This is a genomic window from Bradyrhizobium sp. Y36, assembly GCF_002531575.1.
In the GTDB taxonomy this organism is placed as follows: Bacteria; Pseudomonadota; Alphaproteobacteria; order Rhizobiales; family Xanthobacteraceae; genus Bradyrhizobium.
The window spans coordinates 602,552-625,748 of record NZ_NWTI01000002.1 but is presented as its reverse complement, the minus strand read 5'-3'; the positions used below and the strand labels follow the sequence as shown (position 1 = coordinate 625,748).

The following is a 23,197-nucleotide window of genomic DNA, read 5'->3' as shown; positions in this document are numbered from 1 at the left end:
CAAGCGAACAGGATGCATTCCGCTGCATGGCTCCCCCGCCCGCCCCACAGACGATGAAAGAGCGGATTCTTCAGACCGCCGACAAGCTGTTCTATCTGCAGGGCATTCGCGCCATCGGCGTCGACACCATCGCCGCCGAGATCGGCATCTCCAAGCGAACGCTGTACAACCACTTCCCCTCCAAGGACGCCCTGATCGCAGCCTACCTCGAGCGTCGCTTCGTCCACGCCCGCCCCTCCGACAAGCCGCCGGCCGAGCAGATTCTCGCGACCTTCGATTCGCTGGAGCGACGCTTTGCCGCCAAGGATTTTCGCGGCTGCCCGTTCGTCAACGCCGTCGCCGAGCTGGGCCGGTCGGACCGCGCCGTGAAGAAGATCGCGATCGCCTTCAAGGAAAGCCGCCGCCTCTGGTTTCGCGATCGGCTGACCGAGCTCGGTGTTGCCGATGCCGAGGCGCTGGCGACGCAGCTCGTGCTGCTGGTCGATGGCTCGATCGCGCAGGACCTCGTGCGCGACGATCCGGCGATGGCGCGGGCGGCAAAGGAAGCGGCGAAAGTGCTGCTAAGGAATGCGGGGGTGGATGTGGCAGGGGATGCGACGCCGGTGAAGGGACGCAGGAGAGTTGTCCGGCACCCCTGAGGGAGTGGATGGGACCGGTTCTGCCTCAATAGCGGACCTTCGTCGGACGCCGTGGCCCTGACGGCTTTTTGACCCGAAGCGGACTTCGCAACACAGTGGTGCTATGAAAAGTCCATGACCCGAGAAGCCACCCTGAGACGACGCCTTGCCCTTGGTCTTCCTGACCTCACAGCAGAGGTCTACCTCTATCCAACTTATGCAGGAGGGAGGAAGTCACCTGTCGGGCTGGGGTGGGGGTGTCCCTGCAGCAGCACGAACAAAGCTCCAGTCGACGGTTGGGACGGCTATCTGCTGCTCAAAAGCGAAATGATGCCGGGCGAACGGCGAACGCTTGGCTTCGTCTTTCTATCAGGCGCGGAGGCGACTTCGGCACTCATGGCGAACGACAAGTTTTATCTTTGGGAGGCCGGCGTTATCGGAGAAGCCAACATCATTCGATAGGGTGGTTCACGTCGCCGATTGGCCCATTGCGACAATCTCGACCCAGCGCCTTGTTGTCGGCCATGACCCAACTTTCAAACCGAAAAGGACTCCAGTTGTTTCCTGATCCCACTATCAAATGGCGGCCCTACCCTTCGATAATCGATGGCATCGAACGCCCACCTTTTGTTTTCGATCAAGGCCTTTGGCGTGGCGTTCTCTATCTCATCGTGGTGGCACCGAACCCCGGCCTTCGCCGCTTACGGCATCGAAATGTCCTGCCAGATCTATTCGGGCATCGAAGAAATGATCTATTCGATCGCCGATCACGGGGACAAAACAACTGGCCGCTACGACGGCGGAGTCTACATTAAAGAAGCTGAGAACTCGGCATTGCTGAAAGCCTACGCTGCGACCGATCCGGTCGGTCGGAAGCCGCGGCACTTCTCCTTTGTCGGAAGCGACTACTGCTACGAAGTGCTTGGTTTCTCCGACCCGATGATACGAGCGTTTAGCGGCCCCGAAGAGGCATATGCTTGGGGACCTTCTAGGTCCGAGGAGAACGTAAACTAGGTCAGTAGCAACGCAGAGCCAGCACTTCCGCGTTTGGCCCTTAACTGACTCCTGCCGAAGCACCCCGCCAAGTCCGCTCCTGGCCCGGAATCAGACTTCCGTGCACTGACCTGAGAGAAGTGACGGTAGTCCCTGAGGGAGTGGACGGGGATCGAGGGGCCCGGTTAAGCTCGCATATCTCAACTCATAGGGACGTTGAATGAGTTCACGCGCGCTTGGATCCCTGGTGACCTCCTGCATGACTTCCCTCCTCTTGGCGACCTCGGCATTCGCCGAAGACGCACTAAGCAAGTGCGTCGCCTCTCGTTCGGAGGAAGCCCTAACGATTGTAAAGCAGACGGCAGGGCTGACGCAGAAGTCACAGCTCGATGGCCTTCGTGGCATGGTCAAGCATATTTGCGTGGACCAGCATCAACTCGCCGCCAGCCTGAATGAGAAGGAAGTTGAATCTACGATCGCGCGAGGAGCGTTGGCGGCTGTGCATCGGGTATTTGGCCCCGACTATCTCGACGCACACCCCCTCAAGTAACGAAGGCGCTGCTTTGCGAGCCGGCGCCCTTGAGGGCGCGGTGTTGCGAAATCGAGGCAGCGCGTAGGATGGGTTGAGCCCTTGCGAAACCCATCTCTTCCCGATCACCGCTCCACGCAACCGCAGCCATCACCCGACTGATCGCCCGCGCAATCGGCTGAATGGCGCGGATCGGTGGAGCGGAAGCGAAACCAATCGATTTGTCTTGTGATAGTGATGGGTTTCGCGAAGAGCTCAACCCATCCTACGAGCGGAACGTGAAGCTCGGTAGTGGGATAGCTGGCACTCCCCCAAGGAGACCGAGATATCAGCTACCAGACTACTGATCCCACCATGAAGGAGAGCGGAAGCCCCAAGGCTTGCGCGAACAGCTTATGGCTTCGTCAAGCCCAGCCGCAGCATAGTTTGCGCGCGATCCTGTTTTGCCCGACGTCGTCAAACGATGCGGTCCGCAGGCGCCATTTTCAATGGGCCTAACCCATTGATTCCGCTAGCAGCTTCTACTGTGCATGGGGTTGTTTTCGCACTTTTTGGTGCCCCCTCGCCTCACGCCGCCTGCGATACCACCCGATTACGCCCGTCGTGTTTGGCCCGGTAGAGCGCGGTGTCGGCGCGCTTGAGGACGTCGGCGACGGCCTCGCCCTTCTGCTCCAGCGTGGTGAGGCCGATCGAGATGGTGACCTCGATGCGCTTGGTGCCCTTGTGGATCGCGAACGGCTCGCCCGCGATCGAGCGGCGCAGGCGCTCGGCGACCATGCCGGCGACGTGGAGATCGGTCTCGGGCATCACGATGACAAACTCCTCGCCGCCGTAGCGGCAGGCGAGATCGATGCCGCGGATCGACTTGCGCACCCGCACCGCGAATTCGCGCAGCACGTCGTCGCCGGCATCGTGGCCGTAATTGTCGTTGATCGACTTGAAGAAGTCGATGTCCAGGATCATCAGCGCCAGCGGCTTGCCGCGGGCCGCGGCCTGGTCGGCGAGCGTGGCCAGATGGCTCTCCATGTAACGGCGATTGTGCAGGCCGGTGAGCGCGTCAGTGATCGCCATCTCGATCGAGTTCTGGACGTTGTCGCGCAAATGATCGGTGTAGCGGCGGCGGCGGATCTGGGTGCGGGCGCGGGCCAACAGCTCGGTCTTGTCGATCGGGCGCAGCAGATAGTCGTTGACGCCGATCTCGAGCCCGCGGAGCAGCCGCGTCGAGTTCTCGGGGTCGGCGATGGCGAGGATCGGCACGTGCCGCGTGCGCTCCAGCGAGCGCGCCTGGCTGCACAGGCGCAGGCCGTCGAAATTGTTGAGGTCGAGCGAGACGATCAGGAGATCGTAATTACCCTCCGCGGCGTGGAACAGCGCCTCCGTCGGGTTCGGCTCGACGTCGATGGTGTGCTCGGCGGCGAGGATCGTCGCCAGCCGCTCGTAGGAGGACTCGCGGTCGTCGACCAGCAGGATGCGGCCGCCCTTGCCGGTGTCGGCGACGGCGCTGCGCTCGGGCGCCTGCATGCCGATCTCGAGCGAAGTGATGGCGCGCATGCGCAGCTCGTCGGTCATCATCTTCAGTCGCGTCAGCGAGCGCACGCGCGCGATCAGCACGACGTCGGAGACCGGTTTTGTGAGGAAGTCGTCGGCGCCCGCCTCGAGCCCGCGGTTGCGGTCCGAGGGGCTGTCGAGCGCGGTGACCATGACGACGGGAATGTGATGCGTGGCCGGATCGGTCTTCAGGCGCCGGCAGACTTCGAAACCGTCCATGTCGGGCATCATCACGTCGAGCAGGATGATGTCGCATTCCGCGCGCTGACACATGGCCAGCGCCTCGGTGCCGTTCGAGGCGGTCATCACGTCGAAATATTCGGCGGACAGGCGGGCTTCGAGGAGTTTGACGTTGGCAGGAACGTCATCGACAACCAGGATACGCGCGGACACTGTGAACTCACTTCCTATCCGATAAAACGCCGGACCGTCTCAATGAATTTGCCGACCGAGATCGGCTTGGACAAATAGGCCTCGCAGCCGCCCTCGCGGATGCGCTCTTCGTCGCCCTTCATCGCGAACGCCGTGACCGCGACGACGGGTATGGCGCGCAGCTCCGGATCGTCCTTGATCCAGCGCGTCACCTCGAGGCCCGAGACCTGCGGCAATTGGATGTCCATCAGCACGAGGTCGGGCCGCATCTTGCGAACGAGGTCAAGCGCCTCGTAGCCGTTGCTGGTGCCGGTGGTCTGGTAGCCGTGCGCCTCCAACAGGTCGCGGAAGAGCTTCATGTTGAGCTCGTTGTCTTCCACGATCAGGACGGTCTTAGCCATCCCGCCCTCCTGATTGGTCCGAAGGACCGGTACATGTGACGCCTCAGACGCCGCTTTCCGGCGTTTCGAAAACTGGATTCAAACTAGCCTCAGATTCGCTTGAGTTTCGTTAAACCCGAGGGTCGACTTTCGCGATGTGGTTTCCAGTTGCTTGTCTGGGGTCGGAAGACTTGAGGCCGAGACTCGGGCATGATGACTCCAAAGTAGACACCGAAAGTTAACGGAAAGGCAAACCGTCCCCTTGAAAAAGCCTGTTCACAACCCCCGCGAAGTCGCTGAAATCGTTGCGATTCAGGCGCTGTCCTTCGTTGCCGGCGAGCCCGAGCGGCTGGGCCTGTTCCTGGCCGAGACGGGGGTCGGTCCGGAGACCCTGCGCAACGCCGCCGCGGACCCCAATTTCCTGCTCAGCGTGCTCGATTTCGTGCTGCGCGACGACGCCACAGTGAAGGCCTTTGCCAGCTCGGCGGACCTACATCCCACCAACGTCGCCGCAGCGCGGCAGGTCCTCGGCGACGCGCTGGGCGATTCCTCCTGGGAGCGCGACGTGCCGTGACCCTCCCCGACCCGGCCGGGCCCCGCTGCTTCTGCCGGGATTGTCTGGCCGATCTGGATATGGGCGTGCGGCGCTGCTCGGCCTGCGGTTCCCCCCGCCTCGTCCGCCACCGGGCGCTCGCCTCGCTGACCATCGCCCATATCGACTGCGACGCCTTCTACGCGACGGTCGAGAAGCGGGACAACCCTGACATCGCCGACAAGCCCGTCATCATCGGCGGGGGCAAGCGTGGCGTGGTGTCGGCCGCCTGCTACATCGCCCGCACCTATGGTGTGCGCTCGGCCATGCCGATGTTCAAGGCGCTCGAGGCCTGCCCGCACGCGACCGTGATCCCGCCCGACATGGCGAAGTATGTCCGCGTCGGCCGCGAGGTGCGCCAGGCCATGCAGGCGCTGACGCCGCTGGTCGAGCCGCTCTCGATCGACGAGGCGTTCCTCGACCTCTCCGGCACCGAGCGGGTGCACGGCATGATCCCGGCAAAGGTGCTCGCGCGCTTTGCCGGCGAGGTCGAGCGCGACATCGGCATCTCCGTCTCGGTCGGCCTGTCCTGCAACAAGTTCCTGGCCAAGATCGCCTCCGATCTCGACAAGCCCCGCGGCTTCGCCGCGCTCGACCAGGAGGAAGCGCGCATCATGCTCGCGGACAAGCCGGTCGGCTTCATCTTCGGCGTCGGCCCGGCCACGCAGGAGCGCCTCGTGCAGCGCGGCTTCCGCATCATCGCCGACCTGCAAAAGGCCGACGAGATCGAGATGATGCGGCAGTTTCCGAGCGACGGCCGCAGGCTGTGGCGGCTCGCGCGCGGCATCGACGACCGCCGCGTCGAGCCTGACCGGGGCGCCAAGACGATTTCCAGCGAAACCACCTTCGAGACCGACATCCGCGATTTCGCGACGCTGGAGAAGATCCTGTGGCGCCTCTGCGAGAAGACCTCGTCGCGGCTCAAGAGCAGCGAGCTTGCCGGCTCGACCGTCACGTTGAAGCTGAAGACCGCCGATTTCCGCCAGCGCACCCGCTCGCAGTCGATCGCGGCGCCCACCCAGCTCGCCGCCAAGATCTTCTCGATCTGCCGCGAGATGCTGGCGAAGGAGATCGACGGCACCGCCTTCCGCCTGATGGGCGCCGGCGTCAGCGCGCTGCGCGACGGCTCCCCCGCCGACGACACCGACATGCTCGATCGCCGCGCCGCTCATGCCGAGCGCGCGGTGGACAGTCTGCGCAAGAAGTTCGGCAGCGCCGCGGTGATCCGCGGCATCGCCTATGAGGGCCCGGAGAAGGCGCAGGAGTGATGAGCGGTGAACGCGATCTCACAGCGCTGCTGAGGCACATGAAGCCGGAGCTCCGGCCGGGCACATTCGTGTTCTGCACGATCGCTGCAGGCGAGACTATTCCAGCAGACCTCCATCCGCTCATGACATTCCGCGAGCTGGAAGGAACCACGCTGGTCATCCGTCGCGAGGAGGCCGAAGCGGCAGGGCTACGCCACGCGTTCGCCTCGCGTCTGATCACGTTGAGCGTTCACTCGGCGCTCGATGCCGTCGGCTTCCTGGCCGCGATCACGACGCGCCTGGCCGAAGCCGGCATCAGCGTGAATGCCGTGTCGGCCTTTCACCACGACCATCTCTTCGTGCCCATTAACCGGGCGGACGAGGCGATGGCGCTGCTGCGAGAGATGTCGGAGGCGAAGCACCCGTAGCCCGGATCGAGCGCAGCGCAATCCGGGGCAGTGCATCCGCAGCGGCAGGCTCTCCGGATTACGCTGCGCTCCATCCGGGCTACAAGATCTTCAATCCGCGACCGCGATCGCCTCGATCTCGATCAGCCATTCGGGCGCGGCGAGCGCGGAGACGCCGACCAGCGTCGAGGCCGGCGGCTCCATGCCTTCGAAGAAGGCCGAGCGGGCCTTGCCGATGATCGGGCGCAGCTCCGGCTTGTAGTTCACCACGAAGGTCGTGATCTTCACGATGTTGGAATAGCTCGCGCCGGCCGCCTTCAGCGCGTGCCCGAGATTCTGCATCACCTGCGTGGTCTGCGCGGCGATGTCGCCCTCGCCGACGATCCGCCCCTCCTCGTCGGTCGAGACCTGACCCGAAATGTAGATCGTGCGCGCGCCCGTGGCGGTGACGACGTGGGAATAAGCGGGATTGTGATGCAGGCCGCTGGGGCGGAGATGATCGAGCTTGGGCATGGGCTGGCTCCCTGAGGTTTCTGGTTGGGAGCGAGCGTAGCCGGAGAGTGTGACGAGAGCTAGTCTGTCACCCGCCAGGAGCAAAGCGGCGAAGAGAGGTCCCGTAGGGTGGGCAAAGGCGCGTCAGCGCCGTGCCCACGATCTTTCTGCCCGCTTGGGACGTGGTGGGCACGCTACGCTTTGCCCACCCTACGGCCCTTCCCGCGCGGAGGGGCTTCCCCTCAATTGCAGGGCTTGCTGTCCTTGACGTCGAACTTGCCCATCGCGCCGGAAATGACGAAGTCGTTGTAGTCGAGCACGAGCTGGCGCGAGACGCCGTTCTCGTAGAGCTCGAACGCCATCGCATAGACCGGCGTCTGCTCGCCCTCTTTCTGCTGGGCGTCGCGGTCGAAATAGCTGACGGTGACGGGCCAGCGCTTGAGCGACTTCATGTGCTCGTCGGACGTCGACGGATCGGACGAGGTGGCGCGGTCGGCGGCGATCGGCTGGCCGATCACGGTCAGCGTGTTGTAGACCTTTTGGCCGTCGTCGGAGCCGTCATAGACCGAGAGCTCGAGCAGCGACTTGCCGTCCTTGGCGGCGGCGATGATGCGCTGGATCTGCTCGGTCGGAAACACGATCTTGCCGTCGAGGGTGAAGCTCTTCGGCGACGGCAGCTTCAGCTTGACGTTGATGTGGTCGCCGTCGCGCTCGGCCGAACCGTCGACCCGGCCGGCATCCGCCTCGTTCATCCGCGTCTCGATCTTGAAGCGGTAGCTTTTTCCCGCGGCGTCTTCCCAGGAGTTGGAGCGGAGATCGCTGAGCGTAACCTTGCCCTCGCCGCTGTCGAGCTCGGACACCTGGCGGAATTCGGAGGTGTAGCCCTCGCAGGAGCTGCCGGTGAAGTTGTAGAGGATGCGGCCGCGCGCGCTGTTGACCGAATTCGAGCGCGACTTCACCAGGCTGAGGTCATAGAGCGCCTGGTGCGACAGGAACGGACCGCTGGCGGCCTGTGCGCCCTCGCCAAGGCCTAAATCACCAAGGCCGAAACCGGCGGCCGCGAGCGCCATCACACCGAGCGAAGTCCGGAAAAGGTGCACCATGTCTATTCCTTGGGGACGCATCCCTGGGAAGCGCAGATTCGACATTTTAATGACCGTTCCATTGCGTCGCAACTGAGGCCGTTTCACGTAAAGTTGCGGCTCTGCCGTTGAACCGGCCGCCGCGCCTCGACAAAAGGCGGCCCCCTGCGGGTTGCTTGCATGTGGCCGCCCGATGGGCGAAACAGGGCGCGCCCGGCTCCTCGCGGACGCGCCGGGGCGAATGGTTTTTGGACAACGAGGTCGGACATGGCGGGCACGGTCGAGCAGAAGCTGGCGGAACAGGGCATCAAGCTGCACGAGGCCCCCACGCCCGTCGCCAATTACGTCCCGTTCGTGCGCACCGGTAATCTGCTCTTCGTCTCCGGCCAGGTCTGCTTCGATCCCACCGGCAAGCTGATCGCCAAGGGCAAGCTGGGCGCCGGCGTCTCCATCGAGGACGGCGCCGCGGCGGCTCGGGGTTGCGCGGTCAATCTGCTGGCCCAAGTCAAGGCGGCGCTCGGGGATCTCGACAAGGTGGTGCGCGTGGTGCGCCTCGGCGGCTTCATCAACTCGGCGCCGGACTTCCTGGACGGGCCGAAGGTGCTGAACGGCGCCTCCGATCTGATGGTCGCCGCCTTCGGCGACAAGGGCCGCCATGCCCGTACCACCGTCGGCGTCGCCTCCCTGCCCGCGGATGCTGCGGTCGAGGTCGAAGGCGTGTTCGAGGTCGCCTGACCGACAATGCGCGCTCCAGATTGGCTGACAGCCCGGCCGGTCGCCCATCGCGGCCTGCATGACATCTCCCGCGGCATCGTCGAGAACATGCCGGGCGCGGTGCAGGCGGCGGTCGCAGGCAATTTCTCGATCGAGGTCGATATCCAGCTCTCCGCCGATGGCGAGGCGATGGTGCATCACGACCACGCGCTGGGCCGCCTCACCGAGGCCACCGGCGAGGTCGTGTCGAAGACCGCCGCGGAGCTGAAAGCAGTCAAATTCAAGGACACGGACGAGCGGATGATGTCGCTGTCCGACCTCTGCGCCATGGTCGCAGGTCGCGTGCCGCTGGTGATCGAGGTGAAAAGCCGTTTTGACGGCGACCGCAAGCTGGTGAAGCGGATGGCCGCGGTGCTGGCGTCCTACCAGGGCCCGGCCGTCGGCATGTCCTTCGACCCCGACCAGGTGCTGGCGCTGCGCCAGCTCCTACCCAACCGCCCGCGCGGCATCGTCGCGCAGCGCACCTACGAGGACGATTACTGGGCCAAGCTCACCCAGGCGCAGCGCGACAGCATGCTGTACCTTCGCCATGGTTTTCAGACCCAGCCCCACTTCGTCGCCTTCAAGGTCGATCATCTCCCGGCCCCGGCGCCCTGGATCGCCCGCAACGTGTTCGGCTGCGCCCTGCTCGGCTGGACCGTGCGCACCCCGGAACAACGGGCACGGGTCGGTCAGTACGCAGATCAGATGATCTTCGAGGGGTTCGTGCCGTAGGGCTCTCGTGTCCCGGACGCGCTGCAACGCGTAGCGTTGCTGCGCAGAGCCGGGACCCAGGAGGCGTCACACTGCGCGGCTAGATGGGCCCCGGCTCAGCAGCGCACCACTACGTGCTGCGCTGCGTCCGGGGCACGAGAGCTGTGTTCCCCACCCCTTGAAGTCGCTGCTGCAATGCACGATCTTGGGCACGATGGCATCATCCGAAATCACGCTCGAGGCCGTACCTTCGATTGGCGAAGTGTCACCGGAGGATTGGGACGCCTGCGCCAATCCCGGCAGACGATGCAATGGGGCTGGCAACGGCTCCTCATCCGCCCTGCCAGGCGATTCCCTCGATCTCTCAAAACCCGCCTATAACCCCTTCGTCTCCCACGCATTTCTCTCCGCCATTGAGACATCGGGTTCGGCGACGATCCGCACCGGCTGGGGCCCGCGGCATCTCGTGGCCAAGGCCGATGGCCGCGTCGCCGGAATCGTGCCCTGTTATTTGAAATCGCATTCCCAGGGTGAGTACGTTTTCGACCGCGGCTGGGCCGATGCCTATGAGCGTGCCGGCGGGCACTATTATCCGAAGCTCCAGGTCTCGGTTCCCTTCACCCCGGCGACGGGTCCGCGGCTGCTGGTCCGCGACGGCGTCGATCGCGAGCGGATCATGGACGCGCTGGCGAGCGGCCTCGTGGCGCTGTGCGGCGTCAGCAAGGCTTCCTCGGTCCACGTCACCTTCGCGCGCGAGAGCGAGTGGAAGCTGCTCGCCGAGTACGGTTTCCTGCAGCGCACCGACCAGCAGTTCCACTGGCACAATGAGGGCTTTGCCGGCTTCGACGACTTCCTGGCGACGCTGAACTCGCGCCACCGCAAATCGATCAAGCGCGAGCGGCGCGATGCGCTGGCCGCGGGCATCACCATCCACTGGCTCACGGGCAAGGACATCACCGAGGACGCCTGGGACGCCTTCTTCGAATTCTACATGGAGACCGGCTCGCGCAAATGGGGCCGGCCCTATTTGACGCGCGAATTCTTCTCGCTGATCGGCGAGACCATGGCAGAGGACGTGCTGCTGGTGATGGCCCGCCGCAACGATCGCTGGATTGCGGGCGCGATCAACTTCATCGGCTCTGACACGCTGTTCGGCCGCAACTGGGGCGCGGTCGAGCATCATCCGTTCCTGCACTTCGAGGTCTGCTACTACCAGGCGATCGACTTCGCCATCAAACGCGGCCTCAGGCATGTCGAGGCGGGCGCGCAAGGCGAGCACAAGATCGCGCGCGGCTACCTGCCGCGAACCACGCATTCCGCCCACTTCATCGCCGATCCCGGCCTGCGCCGCGCCATCAGCGATTACCTCAAGCGCGAGCGCGCCTACGTCGCCGAGGCCGGACGGGAGCTCGCCGAGCTCGGCCCGTTCCGCAAAGGCGCCGACGAGGCGCCTTGACGGCCTGCGGTGGCTGGTGACAGTAGGCGAAAAATGAGAGCGCAAAGTTTCCCGGAGCCGTCATGACCAGCTACGACACCAACAACATCTTCGCGAAGATCCTGCGCGGCGAGCTGCCCTGCAGCAAGGTCTATGAGGACGAGCACGTCTTCGCCTTCCTCGACATCATGCCGCGCGTTCCCGGCCACACGCTGGTGATCCCGAAGGCCCCTGCCCGCAACATCCTCGACATCAAGCCCGACGACTACGCCCATGTCGCCCGCGGCGCGCACAAGATCGCGGCCGCCGCCATGAAGGCCTTCAAGGCCGATGGCATCACCATCCAGCAGTTCAACGAGCCCGCCGGCGGACAGGTGGTGTTTCACCTGCACATGCACGTGATGCCGCGCCACGATGGCGTGGCGATGCTGCCGCCTGCCAGCCGCAAGGAAGACGTCAAGGTGCTGGAAGAGCACGCGGCGAAGCTGATCGCGGCGCTGAAGGCCTGACCGTCACTCCGTCTGAAAATCGCCAGCCTGCGGCGCGGCCAGCGGCGTGAACTCGCAGCGGTCCGGCTTGATGTCGATCAGCGGCGTGTTGTCGATGCAGTCGAGCCCGCGCACCAGGATCGTGCTGCCCTCGATGCCGACCAGCTTCACGATCGACGTGCCGATCGGGTTGGGCCGCACCGGCGAGCGCAGCGAAAACGTGCCGCGGGTCTTCTCGTTGTTCTTCGGGCTCTGCAGGAGGATGTCGCGGCGCGACTGATCGAGCCAGTAGAGCACTTCGAGATTGCTGTAGAAATCCACGCCCTTGATGGCCGGCACGAACGGCTCGAAGATCTCGAGCCGGCAGATCGGGCCGTCCTGACGCCCCTGCCGCGGCGTCTCCAGCCGCGACGTCCAGGGCGTGCGGATGCGGCCGATGAAGACGAGGCCGGCATCCTGCGTCGGTGGCAGCTCGATGGCGACCTCGCCCTCGCGGAGCTCCTGTTCGCGAACCATGTGTCCTGTTCCTTGGCTGTTCGCCGGCGGTTTTAACCCAACCACCACTTGCCGGCCAGCATGAAGACTTCACCGGTCACGACGCCCGCAAAAATCGAGCGGTGGGTCAGCAGGAACACGACGAGGCCGGCGGCCACCGCGCCGTAGCGCAAGGCATCAGGCACGCTGGCGAGCGCGCCCGGCGGCTGGACCACGATCTGGGCGATGACGCCGGCGAGGATCGCGGTCGCGACCGCCCGCACCCAGACCAGCAGTTCGGAGCCTTCGTCGATGCCGCCGCCGAACCACAGGCCCAGCATGCGCCAGATCTGGTTGGGAACGACGCCGGCGACGAACAGCACGACGAGCGCCTGCCAGTCGCCGATGAGCTGCGCGTAGCTCATGCGCGCACCTCCCGCCACCAATGCACGCCATAGGCGATCGTGCCGGCCACGAGCCCGCTGACCAGGATGTCGAGCCCGGAGTTCATCTTTGCCGCCAGCGGATAGAGCAAGACGCCGAGCGCCAGCGCGACCACGTCGGCGGCCTCGCGGCTGTTGCGCGCGGTCGAGAACAGGAACGACAGCGGCGTCAGCATCAGGATCGCGGCACCAAGCGTCTGCGTCAGGTTGGCGGCGAGGAAATAGCCGACCGTGTTGGCGGTGAGGCACACCGAGACGAGGCCGAAGCCGAGCCCGTTGACGAAGGCGATGCGCCGCTCGCGCGGCACTTGCGGCAGGAAGCGATGGCATTCGACCCACAGCGTCACGGCTGTAAGATGCGCGGCGAAGAACAGCTCGCGCCGCCTGGTGGTCGGCGTCCGCATCAAGGGCAGCACCGAGACCACCATCGGAAACAGCCTGATGGCGCTGACGGTGACCGCAATCGCCGACTGGATGATGGTGGCGCCCGAGCCGAGCGTGGTGATCAGGATGATCTGCGCCGGGCCGGCCCAGACGAACAGTGTCGAGCACAACGCCCAGAGCAGGCTGAAATGGGTGTCATGGGCCAGCGCGCCGATGCCGAGATAGGTCGCGAACAGGACGAGCGTGAGGATCGTCTGCGTGATCGAGCGCAAGCCCCAGCCGAAGGCAAGCCAAGAGCTATTCCATTGCGGTGAATCGAGCGGGGGAAGCGCCACGGGAGTGCTGGTCGGAGTTACGGAATCGTGGCTGCATAACGGGCAATGCGGCGGCTCGCGTCAAGGAAGCGCGCGGCGGGGCTGGCATGCGTGACGCCCCCACCGCCGTCATTCCGGGGCGGCTCGAAGAGCCGAACCCGGAATCCATCAGGCCACAGAGATCGCTGCACGATGGATTCCGGGCTCGCGCCCAAGCGGGCGCGCCCCGGAATGACGAGGAGAGAGAGAGACGCGCCCCTACCCCGCCACACCCCGGTTTTTCAGCACGAAGCAGGCCCCGCCCGCTTTCCGGATCCGGTTGCAGAGATCATCCGCCTCGCCCCGCGTATCCGCACCGATACGCACCTGGTAGAACGCGCGCGTGCCGCGGCTGCGCATCACCGAGCTGATCAGGCTCGGATCGCGCTCACCGATTGCGGTGCTGAGCCGCGTCACCGCGCGGGAGTACATCGCCAGCGCCTTGTTGCGGTCGAAGCCGGCGGCGAGCTGCACGCCCCAGGCCTTTGCAGCCGCCAGCTCGACATGCTGCTCGAGCTCGGCGACGAAGGCATTCGGCGCGCGCTTGAGCAGCGCCATCAGATCGCGGCAGCTCGTCGGCGGCGAGCTCGGCGGGCCCTTGCCGGTCGCTCCTGCCTTGGCCCAGGCATCGACGCTCGTGCCCGTGATGGCGTAGACGTAGTTGCGGGTCTGCTCGGGCATTCCGCCGGTGCCGGCGAGCCATTCCTGCACGCGCCGCGGGCCGGCATTGTAGGCGGCCGCGGCAAGGCCGAGATTGCCGAACTGATGGCGCAGCTCGTTCAAGAACTCCGCCGATTTCGGCAGCGCCTGTACCGGATTGAACGGGTCGAGCAGTCCGCGCTCGCTCGCCGTGCCCGGCATGAACTGCGCGATCCCCTGCGCATGCTCGCCGCTGCGTGTCGTGGGGCCGACCGCGTCAGCCTGGAAGCGGCTTTCCTGCCAGATCACCCGGGCGAAGAATTCCAGCGGCAGATTGGCATCGCGCGCGGCGGCCTCGACGATCAGGCAGATCGACTCCCGCGTATCGCTCTCGCGCGCGGCGGGGGATTTCTCCTGAGAGTTTTCTTTGGATTTCTCTTGGGAGTTTTCTTGGGAGTTTTCTCGAGATTTTTCCTGGGATTTTTCCTGGGACTTCTCCGGTGGCTTTGCGGGCTCCTCGGCGCTCGGCACCGCGGCGTCGGGCTTTGCGGGCGGGTCATCCGCCGCCGGCGCCAGCGTCGTCGAAACGAGCAGCGCGGCGATCACAGGCAATGCAATCCGCCTCAACCATGGGCAGGCACGGATGTGGCGCGCGCCGGTGCGGCGTGCAACAAGGTGACCTGCCCAGTTATGGCATCCTGCCATGGTTCGATGAGTTGCCAATATGCTGCCTGACCTGTCTCTCCCAATGCGTCACCCCGCCAAACGGATCCGCGTCATCTTCGCCTTTGTCGCGCTCGCGCTGAGCCTCGCGCCAGCCGCCGCGGAGGAGACCCCGCGCGTCCCGTCTCAAGTCACGTCACAGGTCACTTCTCAAGTCACTTGGCGGATGACCACGGAATACCCTGAGAATAACATCTCCGGGATCGGCCTCACCACCTTCGCCGGTCGCGTGGCGGCGCACACAAACGGTTTCGTGACCGTGGCGAACGCCTTCGACAACAGCCTCAAGATCAATTCGGGCGAGATGCCGCGCGCCGCGCTCGATGGCCGGATCGTCGGCGGCGATGCCTTCGCGGGCGCGCTCTCCGGCGTCGATCCGGTACTCGGATTGTCCACCCTGCCCTTCCTCGTGCAATCGGCCGAACTCGCCCGCGCCATCAATTCGCGGGCGCGCCCGCTCTACGAGAAGGCACTGGCGGCGCGCGGCCTCAAGCTGCTTTATCTGACGATCTGGCCCGCCACGGGGCTTTGGTCGGAACGTGCGCTGGAAGGTGCCGACGACCTGCCGAAACTGAATTTGCGGGCCTATGATTCCAATTCGAGCGAGGTCATGCGCGCGGCCGGCGCCAATGCGCAGTTCCTGCCGATGGACGCCGCGCTCGCCGGATTGAAGGAGCATCGGCTGAACGCATTCCTCACCTCCGGCGACGGCGGCGCGGGACGCAAGCTCTGGGACTTCCTGCCGCACTTCACCGCCGTCAACTACGCGATGCCGGTCTCGATCGCTTTCGTCCGCAACGACGCTTTTGCCGAACTGCCCGAGCCGATGCAGCGCGAGGTGCTGGCCGCCGCCGCCGAGACCGAGCAAAGCCAGTTCGCGCTATTGGCCCATCGCACCACCGAGAATTACGCGCGCATGCGCGACAACGGCGTACGCATCGTCGAACCGGCGCCGGCCTCCCTGGTCGCCGCGCTCCGGAAAGCGGCGACGCCCGCGATCATCGCGTGGGAGACACAGGCCGGCGCGGAGGCCGCCGCGATCGTCGCGTGGGCGAGACAGCAATAGAACGAGCCGCGGCGGTCCTGCAAAGGGGGCCGCCTTTCGCACCTATCGGCCTTATGCCGAGCCGGGATGTTCTGCCCTGATTGCGCGGTCCAGGGCATCAATCAACGTCTGGAGCTCGACAAATTTGTTCCGTGCGCGCTCGGCGTTGTCACGATCGAAGGGAGCGGCCAGCACCTTCGCATGGGTGTCTCTGTCCTCGATCATGCGATCGCGGGCCTTCTTCAATGTTTCAAGTCGCTCGTTCATCTGTGCTCCTGACGTCAACGTCCGAGAAAGCCGCGCTCAGCGGCGCATCGCCTCGATGAGCTCCGAAATCCTCATCGTTGCAAAACTGGAGAAGGTGTCCGACACGGCATATGGCAGGATGATCTGGTCATTATGCCTCATCGCGCCGCAGGTATAGACGACGTTGGGGACATACCCTTCGCGCTCAGACGGTTCAGGCCGCAACAGCGGCTCCGCCGAACGTGCCAGCACCCTGGACGGGTCGCGCTTGTCGAGCAGCGCCGCTCCGATCGAGTATTTCCGGACCGGCCCGACACCGTGCGTCAGCAGCAGCCAACCTTCGTCCAGTTCGATGGGCGCTCCACAATTGCCGATCTGGACGAACTCCCATGGAAACTGCGGTTTCAGGAGAACCCGGCCGCCCTCCCATGTGTAGAGGTCGTCCGAATAGACCAGATACAGGTTCTCGTTGTCCTGTCGCGCGATCATGGCATAGCTGCCGCCGATCTTGCGGGGGAACAGCGCCATGCCCTTGTTGCTTGCGGCGACGCCTCGCAAAGGCGTCATTTGAAACGACACGAAGTCGCTGGTCTCGATCAACTCGGACCGGATCGCCCGTCCGCTATAGGCCGTATAGGTCGCATAGTAGGTGTCTCGACCGCCGTCGCTGAATTTGACAAAGCGCGCATCCTCGATGCCGTTGGATTGGGAAGCGGTCACGGGAAAGATGACCCGCTCGCTGAGGTCCTCTTCCGGAGCGAACATCAGTTCCACACGATCGCCGTCCGGCCCGGATGCGCGATGGCTGATGCGGGGAACCGAGGCAAGGCGCGCCGTCGGATCGACGGCCAGGCGTCCGTCAGCCGCAATCGTTCCGGTTCGAAACGTCAGTGACGACACATGGCCCTCGCCGATGGCCCGGAGACTGATTATGAAGCGCACGCCTCCCTTCGACACTCCCGATTGATCGGGATGCGGGACGATGCTGGGGTTGAACAAGGCGGAGGCTTCGAACGAATACTCACTGAGAAAATAGGCGCCGATCAGCTGACGCTGCGTCTTCGAGAAGAGGCCGTGCGTCGCGAAAGCATCCTCCATTTCATCCGCGCGGGCCTCGAACCGCTCCAGGAGGTTACGATGTCGCCCCTGGAAATTGTCCAGGACATCCGCGAGCTGATCCGCAACTGCTTCCGGACTGAGCGCAAGAACCCGGTCGACGATGTGATTTGCACGCATCTTGTCGGTCGGATTCAGGTCGCGGGGTTCGGTTGCCGGCTTGAATGGCCGCACGATCACTCGCGCTGGATCGGGGCGCAGATAAAGCCCCTGCCGGTTCAGGAAAGACACGTGTGACACGGGATCCCGGCCTCGCTGAATGAGAAAATCAGGTTCGGGCGCTCACGGCGCGCAACGCCGTAGGCCGCGTCAGGCCCGGATTGACGCGCGCAAGCTGGCGCATCTCCGCAAGTCCGAGGAGATAGCAAACCACGGACTCGCCCCCGCGGTTTTCGTTGGCGCGATCGGGGTGCAAGCCATCCCGGCAACTGCCGGTGAGCGGATCGACCAGCGCCACCGAGAGATCGTTGCTGCCCAGGAACCAGGCGAAGGCCCGCGTTGCCATGGCCTTCCATTCGGCATCGCCCTCGGCGCGCCAGGCGGTGAGGCAGGCAGCGATCGTTGCCGTAGCCTCCACGGGCTGCTGATCGAAGGCACGGGGATGTTGCCGCCGCTCGCCGAAGCCGGCGGTGCCGACCGGTCGGAAATGCCCTGCCGCTGTCGTCTGTTGCGTCATGAGCCAGCGCAGAGACCTCAACCCGGCATCGAGATATTGAGGCGCCTGCGTCGCCATGCCCGTGAGCATCAGCGCCTGCGGCAGTCGCGCGTTGTCATAGGCCAGCCCGTCCTCGAACCACACCCAATCCGGCGTCTCGACCGACGCCAGACAGGCCATCAACTTGTCGGCAAGGGAATGCCGAATTTCCCTGGCATGGAGATCGTCCGGAGTTACCGCGCAATAGGCGTCCAGGCCCAGCAACATGAACGCCCACGCGCGGGGCGAACGAAAGCTCGCCGCGATCGACAATGCCTTGGCGAACAAGGCAGCGGCCCACAGGCGCCGGGCCGGGCTCGCGTCTCTGCGTGCAGCCTCGCCCAAAGCCCATAACGTCCGCCCGTGACTGTCTTCGGACCCTCTGTCTTCAAGCCAGGTTCGATTGAAGCCCATGAAGTTGCGAAATTGCTTTGTGTCGGGGTTCCATGCGTGCTGCACGAAGGCTGCAAACCGGCTCGTCAAGACCTCCGACAGCGGCTGTTCGCCTGGACCATTGAGGACGCAGGCCAGCAGCAGTGCTCTAGCATTGTCGTCGACGCAATAACCGTGCGCGCGATCCGGTACCGAATGTACCGCGTGCTGGAACAGGCCGACATCGTCGCACATCGACAGGAAATGGCCGATCTGCATATCGGGCGGCGCGGGACTACGAGGCTCCGACGAGATCACCTCGGAGCGCGCGAGAACCTTCGACCGATGACCGTGCCGCGCATTCTCGAAGACGGACACGTAGCGCTCGGCCACCCGCTCCCATGTCATCGTCCGGCTCGCCGCATAGGCGCGCCGGGACATCGCCTGCCGGCGGGCGTCGTCGGTCAGCAAGTCTGCGATCTCGTTGCCGATCGCCGTGGCGTCGCTGAAAGGCACCAGGACGCCGTACCCATCGGCAAGCAGCTCGCGGGCATGCCAGTAAGGCGTCGAGACGACCGGCTTCCCCAGTCCGAAGCTGTAGGCCAGGGTTCCCGAGGTCATCTGAGCCTCGTTGAGATAGGGCGTTACATAGACGTCGCACATCGAGATGAATTCGAGCAGCGTCGCCAGATCGGCGAACCGGTCGAAGAACACCACGTGGTCGTCAATTCCGAGTTCCCGCACCCGAGCCATCAGGCTCTCTCGATAGGCCTCGCCCTGGTTGCGGACCAGGTTGGGATGTGTTGCGCCGAGCACGACGTACACCGCATTCTTGCAGCGCTTCAGAATCGACGGCATGGCGTCGATCATGATCTCGATGCCCTTGTTCGGTGACAACAGGCCGAAAGTCAGGATGACCGATTTCTGCTCGAATCCAAGCTTGGCTTTCGCTGCATCGGGCGCGACGAAGGCGACATCGGGAATGCCGTGGGCGATGACCTCGATCTTGTCGTCGGGCACGAGGTAGACCTCGCGCAGCAGTTCGCGGCCCTTGTTGGCCATCACCACGACCTTCGACGACGCCTCAACGACGCGCTCGAGGACCGTCCGTTGCGCAGGTGTCGGATCGGCCAGCACGGTATGGAACGTCGTCACCACCGGCATGGCAAGGCGAGACAACAACACGAGGATATGGGCCCCGGCTTCACCACCGAAAATCCCGAACTCGTGCTGCAGACACACGGTGTCGAACCGGCCGGCATTGAGGAAATCCGCGGCCCGGATGTAATCCTCGATATCGCCATCCTTGATTTGAAACGCGACCGCTGGAGGATAATCATAGGCTTGACCGCGATCGGTCATTGCCACGATGCACGTCTCGAGATCCTGGCGTGAAATCGATATCGCGTTCTTCAGGTCGGTCGTATAGGTCGCAATTCCGCACCGGCGAGGCAGCGAGTTGCCTATGATGGCGATACGGCGGAGCGGCGTCATGTCGGCACCTCGATGATTTCGCTTGATGTCGGAGCTATCGCTGTCGGCGGAGAAGCAGCATCGTGACGGGCGAGCCCGCCGCTCGTGCTCTCGATCGCGCCGCAGTCCGGCTCGTTCGCGGCAGCACCTTGCGGGAAGGTGCCAAGCACCAATGCGACAACAAGCATCTTCATGAAGTCATCTTTCCTCGCGGCAAATCCGGGGACGCCATTTGGCGCCTCACGCTCCTCATGCTTCGAACTGGTCAAACTCGTCAGACAGCAAAATCCGGCCCTGCGGCGTGCATATCCGCACGTCGATATAGCCTTCCTGCAATAGCTCTCTCGCCTTCTTCAGCGCTGCGGCCGTCGTGGCGCGCGCCAAGCTGACGTAGCCGCTCTGATCGCGCCCGCTCACCAGATATTGGAGTGGCGTCCTATCCATTCAGAAAGGCCGCAGCGGTCACCAGGCGCGATGGAAACGGCGGGGCGACCACCGGCGGCAAGCTTGAACCGGTCAGTCGAGATCGAGACATACTCGCTCCTCCTCGTTCGGCGGGAGCGCGAGTGACCCTCAGTCACCGATGGATGCCATGGGAAGGGCGGTGATGGCGCGATACTACGCCCACACCCCGCCAATAGCGAGCTTTAAAACGGTACCTGGAATCGACGAGGCGGCGTTGCCTTGGCCTTCGGCCTCGTTTAGTTCAGGCCATCGGCGGCAATATCGACACGGGCACGGCCAGCATGGTTACAATCTTCTTTGATCTCGACGGCACGCTCACCAACCCGAAGCCGGGGATCACGCGCTCGATCCAGTACGCGCTGGAGCGGCTGGACGTCGCGGTGCCGAGCGAGGACGAACTGACCTGGTGCATCGGCCCGCCGCTGCATGCCAGCCTGAAAAAGCTCACCGGAACCGACGAGCTCGCCGACCGCGCGCTGCTGCTCTATCGCGAGCGCTTCAGCGATATCGGCCTGTTCGAGAACGAGGCCTATGCCGGCATCGTCGACACCCTGACGACGCTCGCCGCGACCAGCCAGCGCATGTTCGTCGCGACCAGCAAGCCCGCGGTCTACGCCACCCGCATCGTCGATCATTTCGGCCTGAAGCCCTATTTCGAGCGCGTGTTTGGTTCCGAGCTCGACGGCACGCGCGTCGACAAGCGGGACCTGCTGCGCTACGCGCTCGACGAGACCAGCGTCGATGCCGGCGGCGCGATCATGATCGGCGACCGCAGCCACGACGTCGTAGGCGCCCGCACCAACGGCATGACCGCGATCGGCGTGCTCTATGGCTATGGCAGCGAGGCCGAGCTCAGGGACGCCGGCGCGCACCACATCTGCGCCGCCCATCCCGAATTGCTCGGCCATTGCGTCGTCTAGGCTGCCCCGGCGTGCACGCTCCCGAGGCCGACGTGACGACGCACGCCTGACGTTGCGACGGACTTTTGGTTGGAGGTATGCGCACGGTTGCTCGCCTTACAATTCCCGTATAGATTGCACGATCTAAGCTCCACGCATCGATTGCTTGCTGAACCTCCATTGCCGCGCACCATTTTTTGTTCCGGAAGTCAGCCATGTCCGTTACGGATTCGACCGAGGAGGCAGTCCACACAGCAGCGTCCGGAAGGTCGCCCTTGTTCGATCGCATCGGCATTCTGGTTCTGTCGATCGAATGGATCGTGTTCGGCTCGATGCATTTTTCGATGACCGCTGAAACGATCCGGATGATCCCGAACTGGGTCCCGGACGCCTACAAGCCGATGGTCGGCATCACCAGCGGCATGCTCGAAGTCACGATCGGCGTGCTCGTGCTGGTGCCCTTGACCCGGAAGTGGGCCGCCGCCGTGTCGCTGTTCCTGCTGATCGCCTATATCCCTGCAGTCTATCAGATCCTGGCTCATGATGCCGATTTTGCGGGCGGTACTTTGCTGCAAACCAGCTTCCGCGTCGCCATCGTGCCCAACAACGTCTTTCTCGGAATCTGCTCGGTGTATCTTCTGATGCATCCCGAGGCATCACTGACGTCGCCTGCGACGACCCGCAGGCCCTCAATAGACTTTGGTCAGGCCGGACTGGCAATCCTCCTGATAGCTATCCTCTTGTTGATGTCAAACTGCGCCGGCTTTCTTGCCATTACGTTCGGCCCGCAGGGAAACCGAGGCACGGCTTATTTGTGGGCCATGATGTGCATCGCGACTGGTGCCCTCGTCGGATTTCTCTTCGCAGTTCCGAGGGTCAACCCCTCAGTCCCGTCCAGGTCCGCTCTGGTCGCAAACACCAATATCGAACAGGTCTCCGACTGGCTGACGAAGATTCTCGTGGGCGTTGGACTGATCAATTTCAGACAAATCGGCGGATTCATTGACGGGCTCGCAGTCGACCTTGCGCAATCGCTCGGGACGCAGGCTGCGCCCGTCGGCAAACCCTTTGCGCTCTCGCTGATCGTCTATTTTTTCGTCGTAGGCCTCATCCAGGGATATCTCCTGACGCGCCTTTTTCTATCCAGGCAATTTGGCCCACCCGAAGGGGTTACACCTTGAGCGTCTCGACCGTGGCCAACATGCCGGTTCGCGGATGACAGTCGCGGTATTCGAAGAACTGCTCGTCGGCCTCCGCGACGGTGACCTCATGATACAGCCGCAGCTTCGCTGACGGACCAAGCGTCGAGAGATACTTCATCGCTGCACCGAAGATCTTCACGTGGGTCGGATGCGACTCCGCCCAGCGCTCCAGCGCGGCCAGACTTTTCCACCAGCTCTGCCCGTAGGACTTTTCGCCCACGCTGCCGTCGGCCTGGAGCACCTGCATGTAGCGGTTGGCATAGCAGCCGATCGCAAGGCCGTCGTCGCGCAGAAAGTCCATGCCCTCGCGCAGCACCGGCTCGACGTCGTCGAGATAGAGCTTTCGCTCGGACGCCTCGGTATCGCTCCAGTCCTGGCCGGATCGGATCAGGCAGAGATTGTCCTGCGCCTTCACCCGTAGCCGCGCGCCGTCGCGGATCAGCTCGGGATGGCCGCCCGGCGACATCGGATCGGTTTGCGACAGCGGGATGCGGTCGCGCATGCCGCCCCAATAGGCGTGCTCCTGCACCTCGCCGCTCATGCCGCCCGCGATGGCGGCGACGCCCTCGGCACGGTCGGGTGAGGAGAACAGCGTCTCGTGCCGCGCCACGGTGGGGCGCAGCACCTCGATGAAGGTGCCGATGCCTTCCCGTGCTTTGCCGGTCCAGCTCTCGCGCACCGGTTCGAACCAGGCATCGAAGCGCGCGATATCGTCCCAATAGCCAACCGAGACGATGGTCTCGTGGCCGGCCTGGTCGAGGTAGCGGGCGCGGTCCCAATGCGACGGCCCACCTGCCGCGGCGAACCGCTCCGCAATTTCGGCGAGCGCCTCTGTTGCGGCCACCGGCGCCGTGCCGCGATATTGCACGCCGAAATAGGCCATCACGACGCGTCTCACGCCGGGCCTGTAGCGCGCCACGAAGGACGGATAAGGCGGCTGGTAATCATCGGGCACGCGCTTGTGCCGCGTACGCGCGGTTGCGAGATGCGCAGGAATTGCGGATTCCATGATCTTGCCCT

Annotated in this window: 28 protein-coding genes; 14 read left to right on the top strand and 14 right to left on the bottom strand. The window is 64.3% G+C overall.

Annotated features, from left to right (window positions below; translation table 11 throughout):
* The first annotated feature begins 26 nt into the window (after positions 1-26).
* The 4 genes from CO669_RS06625 (at position 27) to CO669_RS06615 (ending at position 2,160) form a co-directional block, all read left to right on the top strand.
* Complete coding sequence (locus tag CO669_RS06625; RefSeq protein WP_097658986.1) at positions 27-638, top strand: TetR/AcrR family transcriptional regulator; 612 nt, start codon at positions 27-29, stop codon at positions 636-638.
* Positions 639-752: 114 nt separating this feature from the next.
* Positions 753-1,079 (top strand): hypothetical protein, encoded by a 327-nt coding sequence (locus tag CO669_RS34930; RefSeq protein ID WP_143278625.1) that lies wholly within the window; start codon positions 753-755, stop codon positions 1,077-1,079.
* A 144-nt stretch (positions 1,080-1,223) separates the two neighbouring features.
* Positions 1,224-1,631, top strand: a complete 408-nt coding sequence (locus CO669_RS06620; RefSeq protein ID WP_097658922.1) for a hypothetical protein — start codon at positions 1,224-1,226, stop codon at positions 1,629-1,631.
* A gap of 238 nt (positions 1,632-1,869) precedes the next feature.
* Complete coding sequence (locus CO669_RS06615) at positions 1,870-2,160, top strand: hypothetical protein (RefSeq protein ID WP_097658921.1); 291 nt, start codon at positions 1,870-1,872, stop codon at positions 2,158-2,160.
* 546 nt (positions 2,161-2,706) lie between these two features.
* Here the strand turns inward: CO669_RS06615 and CO669_RS06610 are convergent.
* Together CO669_RS06610 and CO669_RS06605 are read right to left on the bottom strand one after the other, a co-directional pair.
* The gene (locus CO669_RS06610; protein WP_097658920.1) at positions 2,707-4,080 is read right to left on the bottom strand and encodes a PleD family two-component system response regulator; all 1,374 of its coding nucleotides are present in this window, start codon (positions 4,078-4,080) and stop codon (positions 2,707-2,709) included.
* Positions 4,081-4,094: 14 nt separating this feature from the next.
* A complete protein-coding gene (locus CO669_RS06605; protein WP_027547216.1) occupies positions 4,095-4,460 on the bottom strand; it encodes a response regulator in 366 nt (121 codons plus the stop codon).
* A gap of 241 nt (positions 4,461-4,701) precedes the next feature.
* On the opposite strand from CO669_RS06605, the gene CO669_RS06600 reads away from it, so the two are divergent.
* The 3 genes from CO669_RS06600 to CO669_RS06590 are packed head-to-tail and all read left to right on the top strand — an operon-like array spanning position 4,702 to position 6,706.
* Complete coding sequence (locus CO669_RS06600) at positions 4,702-5,013, top strand: DUF3572 domain-containing protein (RefSeq protein ID WP_097658919.1); 312 nt, start codon at positions 4,702-4,704, stop codon at positions 5,011-5,013.
* Positions 5,010-6,299 carry a DNA polymerase IV gene (locus CO669_RS06595; RefSeq protein ID WP_097658918.1) on the top strand — a complete coding sequence of 430 codons (1,290 nt, stop codon included), beginning with the start codon at positions 5,010-5,012 and terminating at the stop codon, positions 6,297-6,299. Before CO669_RS06600 ends, CO669_RS06595 begins: the two co-directional genes overlap by 4 nt.
* Positions 6,299-6,706 (top strand): ACT domain-containing protein, encoded by a 408-nt coding sequence (locus CO669_RS06590; protein WP_097658917.1) that lies wholly within the window; start codon positions 6,299-6,301, stop codon positions 6,704-6,706. Before CO669_RS06595 ends, CO669_RS06590 begins: the two co-directional genes overlap by 1 nt.
* A gap of 90 nt (positions 6,707-6,796) precedes the next feature.
* Here CO669_RS06590 and CO669_RS06585 read toward each other — a convergent pair whose 3' ends face one another.
* Positions 6,797-7,198, bottom strand: a complete 402-nt coding sequence (locus CO669_RS06585) for a RidA family protein (protein ID WP_028143958.1) — start codon at positions 7,196-7,198, stop codon at positions 6,797-6,799.
* A gap of 221 nt (positions 7,199-7,419) precedes the next feature.
* Positions 7,420-8,280 carry a cell envelope integrity EipB family protein gene (locus CO669_RS06580; RefSeq protein ID WP_158228741.1) on the bottom strand — a complete coding sequence of 287 codons (861 nt, stop codon included), beginning with the start codon at positions 8,278-8,280 and terminating at the stop codon, positions 7,420-7,422.
* A 246-nt stretch (positions 8,281-8,526) separates the two neighbouring features.
* On the opposite strand from CO669_RS06580, the gene CO669_RS06575 reads away from it, so the two are divergent.
* The 4 genes from CO669_RS06575 to CO669_RS06560 all read left to right on the top strand — a co-directional run bounded on the left by CO669_RS06575 (position 8,527) and on the right by CO669_RS06560 (position 11,670).
* Complete coding sequence (locus CO669_RS06575; protein WP_024341067.1) at positions 8,527-8,994, top strand: RidA family protein; 468 nt, start codon at positions 8,527-8,529, stop codon at positions 8,992-8,994.
* Positions 8,995-9,000: 6 nt separating this feature from the next.
* On the top strand, positions 9,001-9,747 hold the full coding sequence (locus tag CO669_RS06570; RefSeq protein WP_097658915.1) for a glycerophosphodiester phosphodiesterase: 747 nt from the start codon (positions 9,001-9,003) through the stop codon (positions 9,745-9,747).
* A 193-nt stretch (positions 9,748-9,940) separates the two neighbouring features.
* On the top strand, positions 9,941-11,182 hold the full coding sequence (locus CO669_RS06565; protein WP_097658985.1) for a GNAT family N-acetyltransferase: 1,242 nt from the start codon (positions 9,941-9,943) through the stop codon (positions 11,180-11,182).
* Between the two features lie 62 nt (positions 11,183-11,244).
* Positions 11,245-11,670, top strand: a complete 426-nt coding sequence (locus CO669_RS06560; protein ID WP_097658914.1) for an HIT domain-containing protein — start codon at positions 11,245-11,247, stop codon at positions 11,668-11,670.
* Positions 11,671-11,673: 3 nt separating this feature from the next.
* Here the strand turns inward: CO669_RS06560 and tsaA are convergent, their stop codons facing one another.
* The 4 genes from tsaA to CO669_RS06540 all read right to left on the bottom strand — a co-directional run bounded on the left by tsaA (position 11,674) and on the right by CO669_RS06540 (position 14,569).
* Positions 11,674-12,165 carry a tRNA (N6-threonylcarbamoyladenosine(37)-N6)-methyltransferase TrmO gene (gene tsaA / locus CO669_RS06555; RefSeq protein WP_097658913.1) on the bottom strand — a complete coding sequence of 164 codons (492 nt, stop codon included), beginning with the start codon at positions 12,163-12,165 and terminating at the stop codon, positions 11,674-11,676.
* Between the two features lie 32 nt (positions 12,166-12,197).
* Positions 12,198-12,548 (bottom strand): AzlD domain-containing protein, encoded by a 351-nt coding sequence (locus CO669_RS06550; RefSeq protein ID WP_097658912.1) that lies wholly within the window; start codon positions 12,546-12,548, stop codon positions 12,198-12,200.
* On the bottom strand, positions 12,545-13,285 hold the full coding sequence (locus tag CO669_RS06545) for an AzlC family ABC transporter permease (RefSeq protein WP_097658911.1): 741 nt from the start codon (positions 13,283-13,285) through the stop codon (positions 12,545-12,547). Before CO669_RS06545 ends, CO669_RS06550 begins: the two co-directional genes overlap by 4 nt.
* Before the next feature lie 237 nt (positions 13,286-13,522).
* Positions 13,523-14,569, bottom strand: coding sequence for a lytic transglycosylase domain-containing protein (locus CO669_RS06540; RefSeq protein WP_198963869.1), 1,047 nt, complete (start codon positions 14,567-14,569; stop codon positions 13,523-13,525).
* A gap of 262 nt (positions 14,570-14,831) precedes the next feature.
* Between CO669_RS06540 and CO669_RS06535 the strand changes: the two genes are divergently transcribed.
* Positions 14,832-15,731, top strand: a complete 900-nt coding sequence (locus CO669_RS06535; RefSeq protein ID WP_245444189.1) for a TRAP transporter substrate-binding protein — start codon at positions 14,832-14,834, stop codon at positions 15,729-15,731.
* A gap of 51 nt (positions 15,732-15,782) precedes the next feature.
* Here the strand turns inward: CO669_RS06535 and CO669_RS06530 are convergent, their stop codons facing one another.
* Genes CO669_RS06530 through CO669_RS06515 form a run of 5 tightly spaced genes read right to left on the bottom strand, consistent with a single transcriptional unit; the run spans position 15,783 to position 20,055 of the window.
* Complete coding sequence (locus tag CO669_RS06530; protein ID WP_097658909.1) at positions 15,783-15,977, bottom strand: hypothetical protein; 195 nt, start codon at positions 15,975-15,977, stop codon at positions 15,783-15,785.
* 36 nt (positions 15,978-16,013) lie between these two features.
* Entirely contained in the window at positions 16,014-17,312 is a 1,299-nt protein-coding gene (locus CO669_RS06525) for a glycoside hydrolase family 130 protein (protein ID WP_097658908.1), read from the bottom strand.
* Positions 17,313-17,340: 28 nt separating this feature from the next.
* Positions 17,341-19,632, bottom strand: a complete 2,292-nt coding sequence (locus CO669_RS06520) for a glycosyltransferase family 4 protein (protein ID WP_097658907.1) — start codon at positions 19,630-19,632, stop codon at positions 17,341-17,343.
* Complete coding sequence (locus tag CO669_RS35625) at positions 19,629-19,805, bottom strand: hypothetical protein (protein ID WP_158228740.1); 177 nt, start codon at positions 19,803-19,805, stop codon at positions 19,629-19,631. The genes CO669_RS06520 and CO669_RS35625 overlap by 4 nt, the downstream gene beginning before the upstream one ends.
* Positions 19,806-19,860: 55 nt before the next feature.
* Positions 19,861-20,055: a hypothetical protein gene (locus CO669_RS06515; RefSeq protein WP_097658906.1), complete on the bottom strand. Its 195-nt coding sequence runs from the start codon at positions 20,053-20,055 to the stop codon at positions 19,861-19,863.
* A 302-nt stretch (positions 20,056-20,357) separates the two neighbouring features.
* Here CO669_RS06515 and CO669_RS06510 point away from each other — a divergent pair, with 302 nt between their 5' ends.
* Both CO669_RS06510 and CO669_RS06505 read left to right on the top strand, forming a co-directional pair.
* On the top strand, positions 20,358-20,996 hold the full coding sequence (locus CO669_RS06510) for an HAD family hydrolase (RefSeq protein WP_097658905.1): 639 nt from the start codon (positions 20,358-20,360) through the stop codon (positions 20,994-20,996).
* Between the two features lie 254 nt (positions 20,997-21,250).
* Positions 21,251-22,156 (top strand): DoxX-related protein, encoded by a 906-nt coding sequence (locus CO669_RS06505; protein ID WP_143278623.1) that lies wholly within the window; start codon positions 21,251-21,253, stop codon positions 22,154-22,156.
* On the opposite strand, the gene CO669_RS06500 is transcribed toward CO669_RS06505, so the two are convergent.
* A complete protein-coding gene (locus CO669_RS06500; protein ID WP_097658903.1) occupies positions 22,146-23,186 on the bottom strand; it encodes a phenylacetaldoxime dehydratase family protein in 1,041 nt (346 codons plus the stop codon). The genes CO669_RS06505 and CO669_RS06500 overlap by 11 nt on opposite strands.
* Between the last annotated feature and the right edge of the window lie 11 nt (positions 23,187-23,197).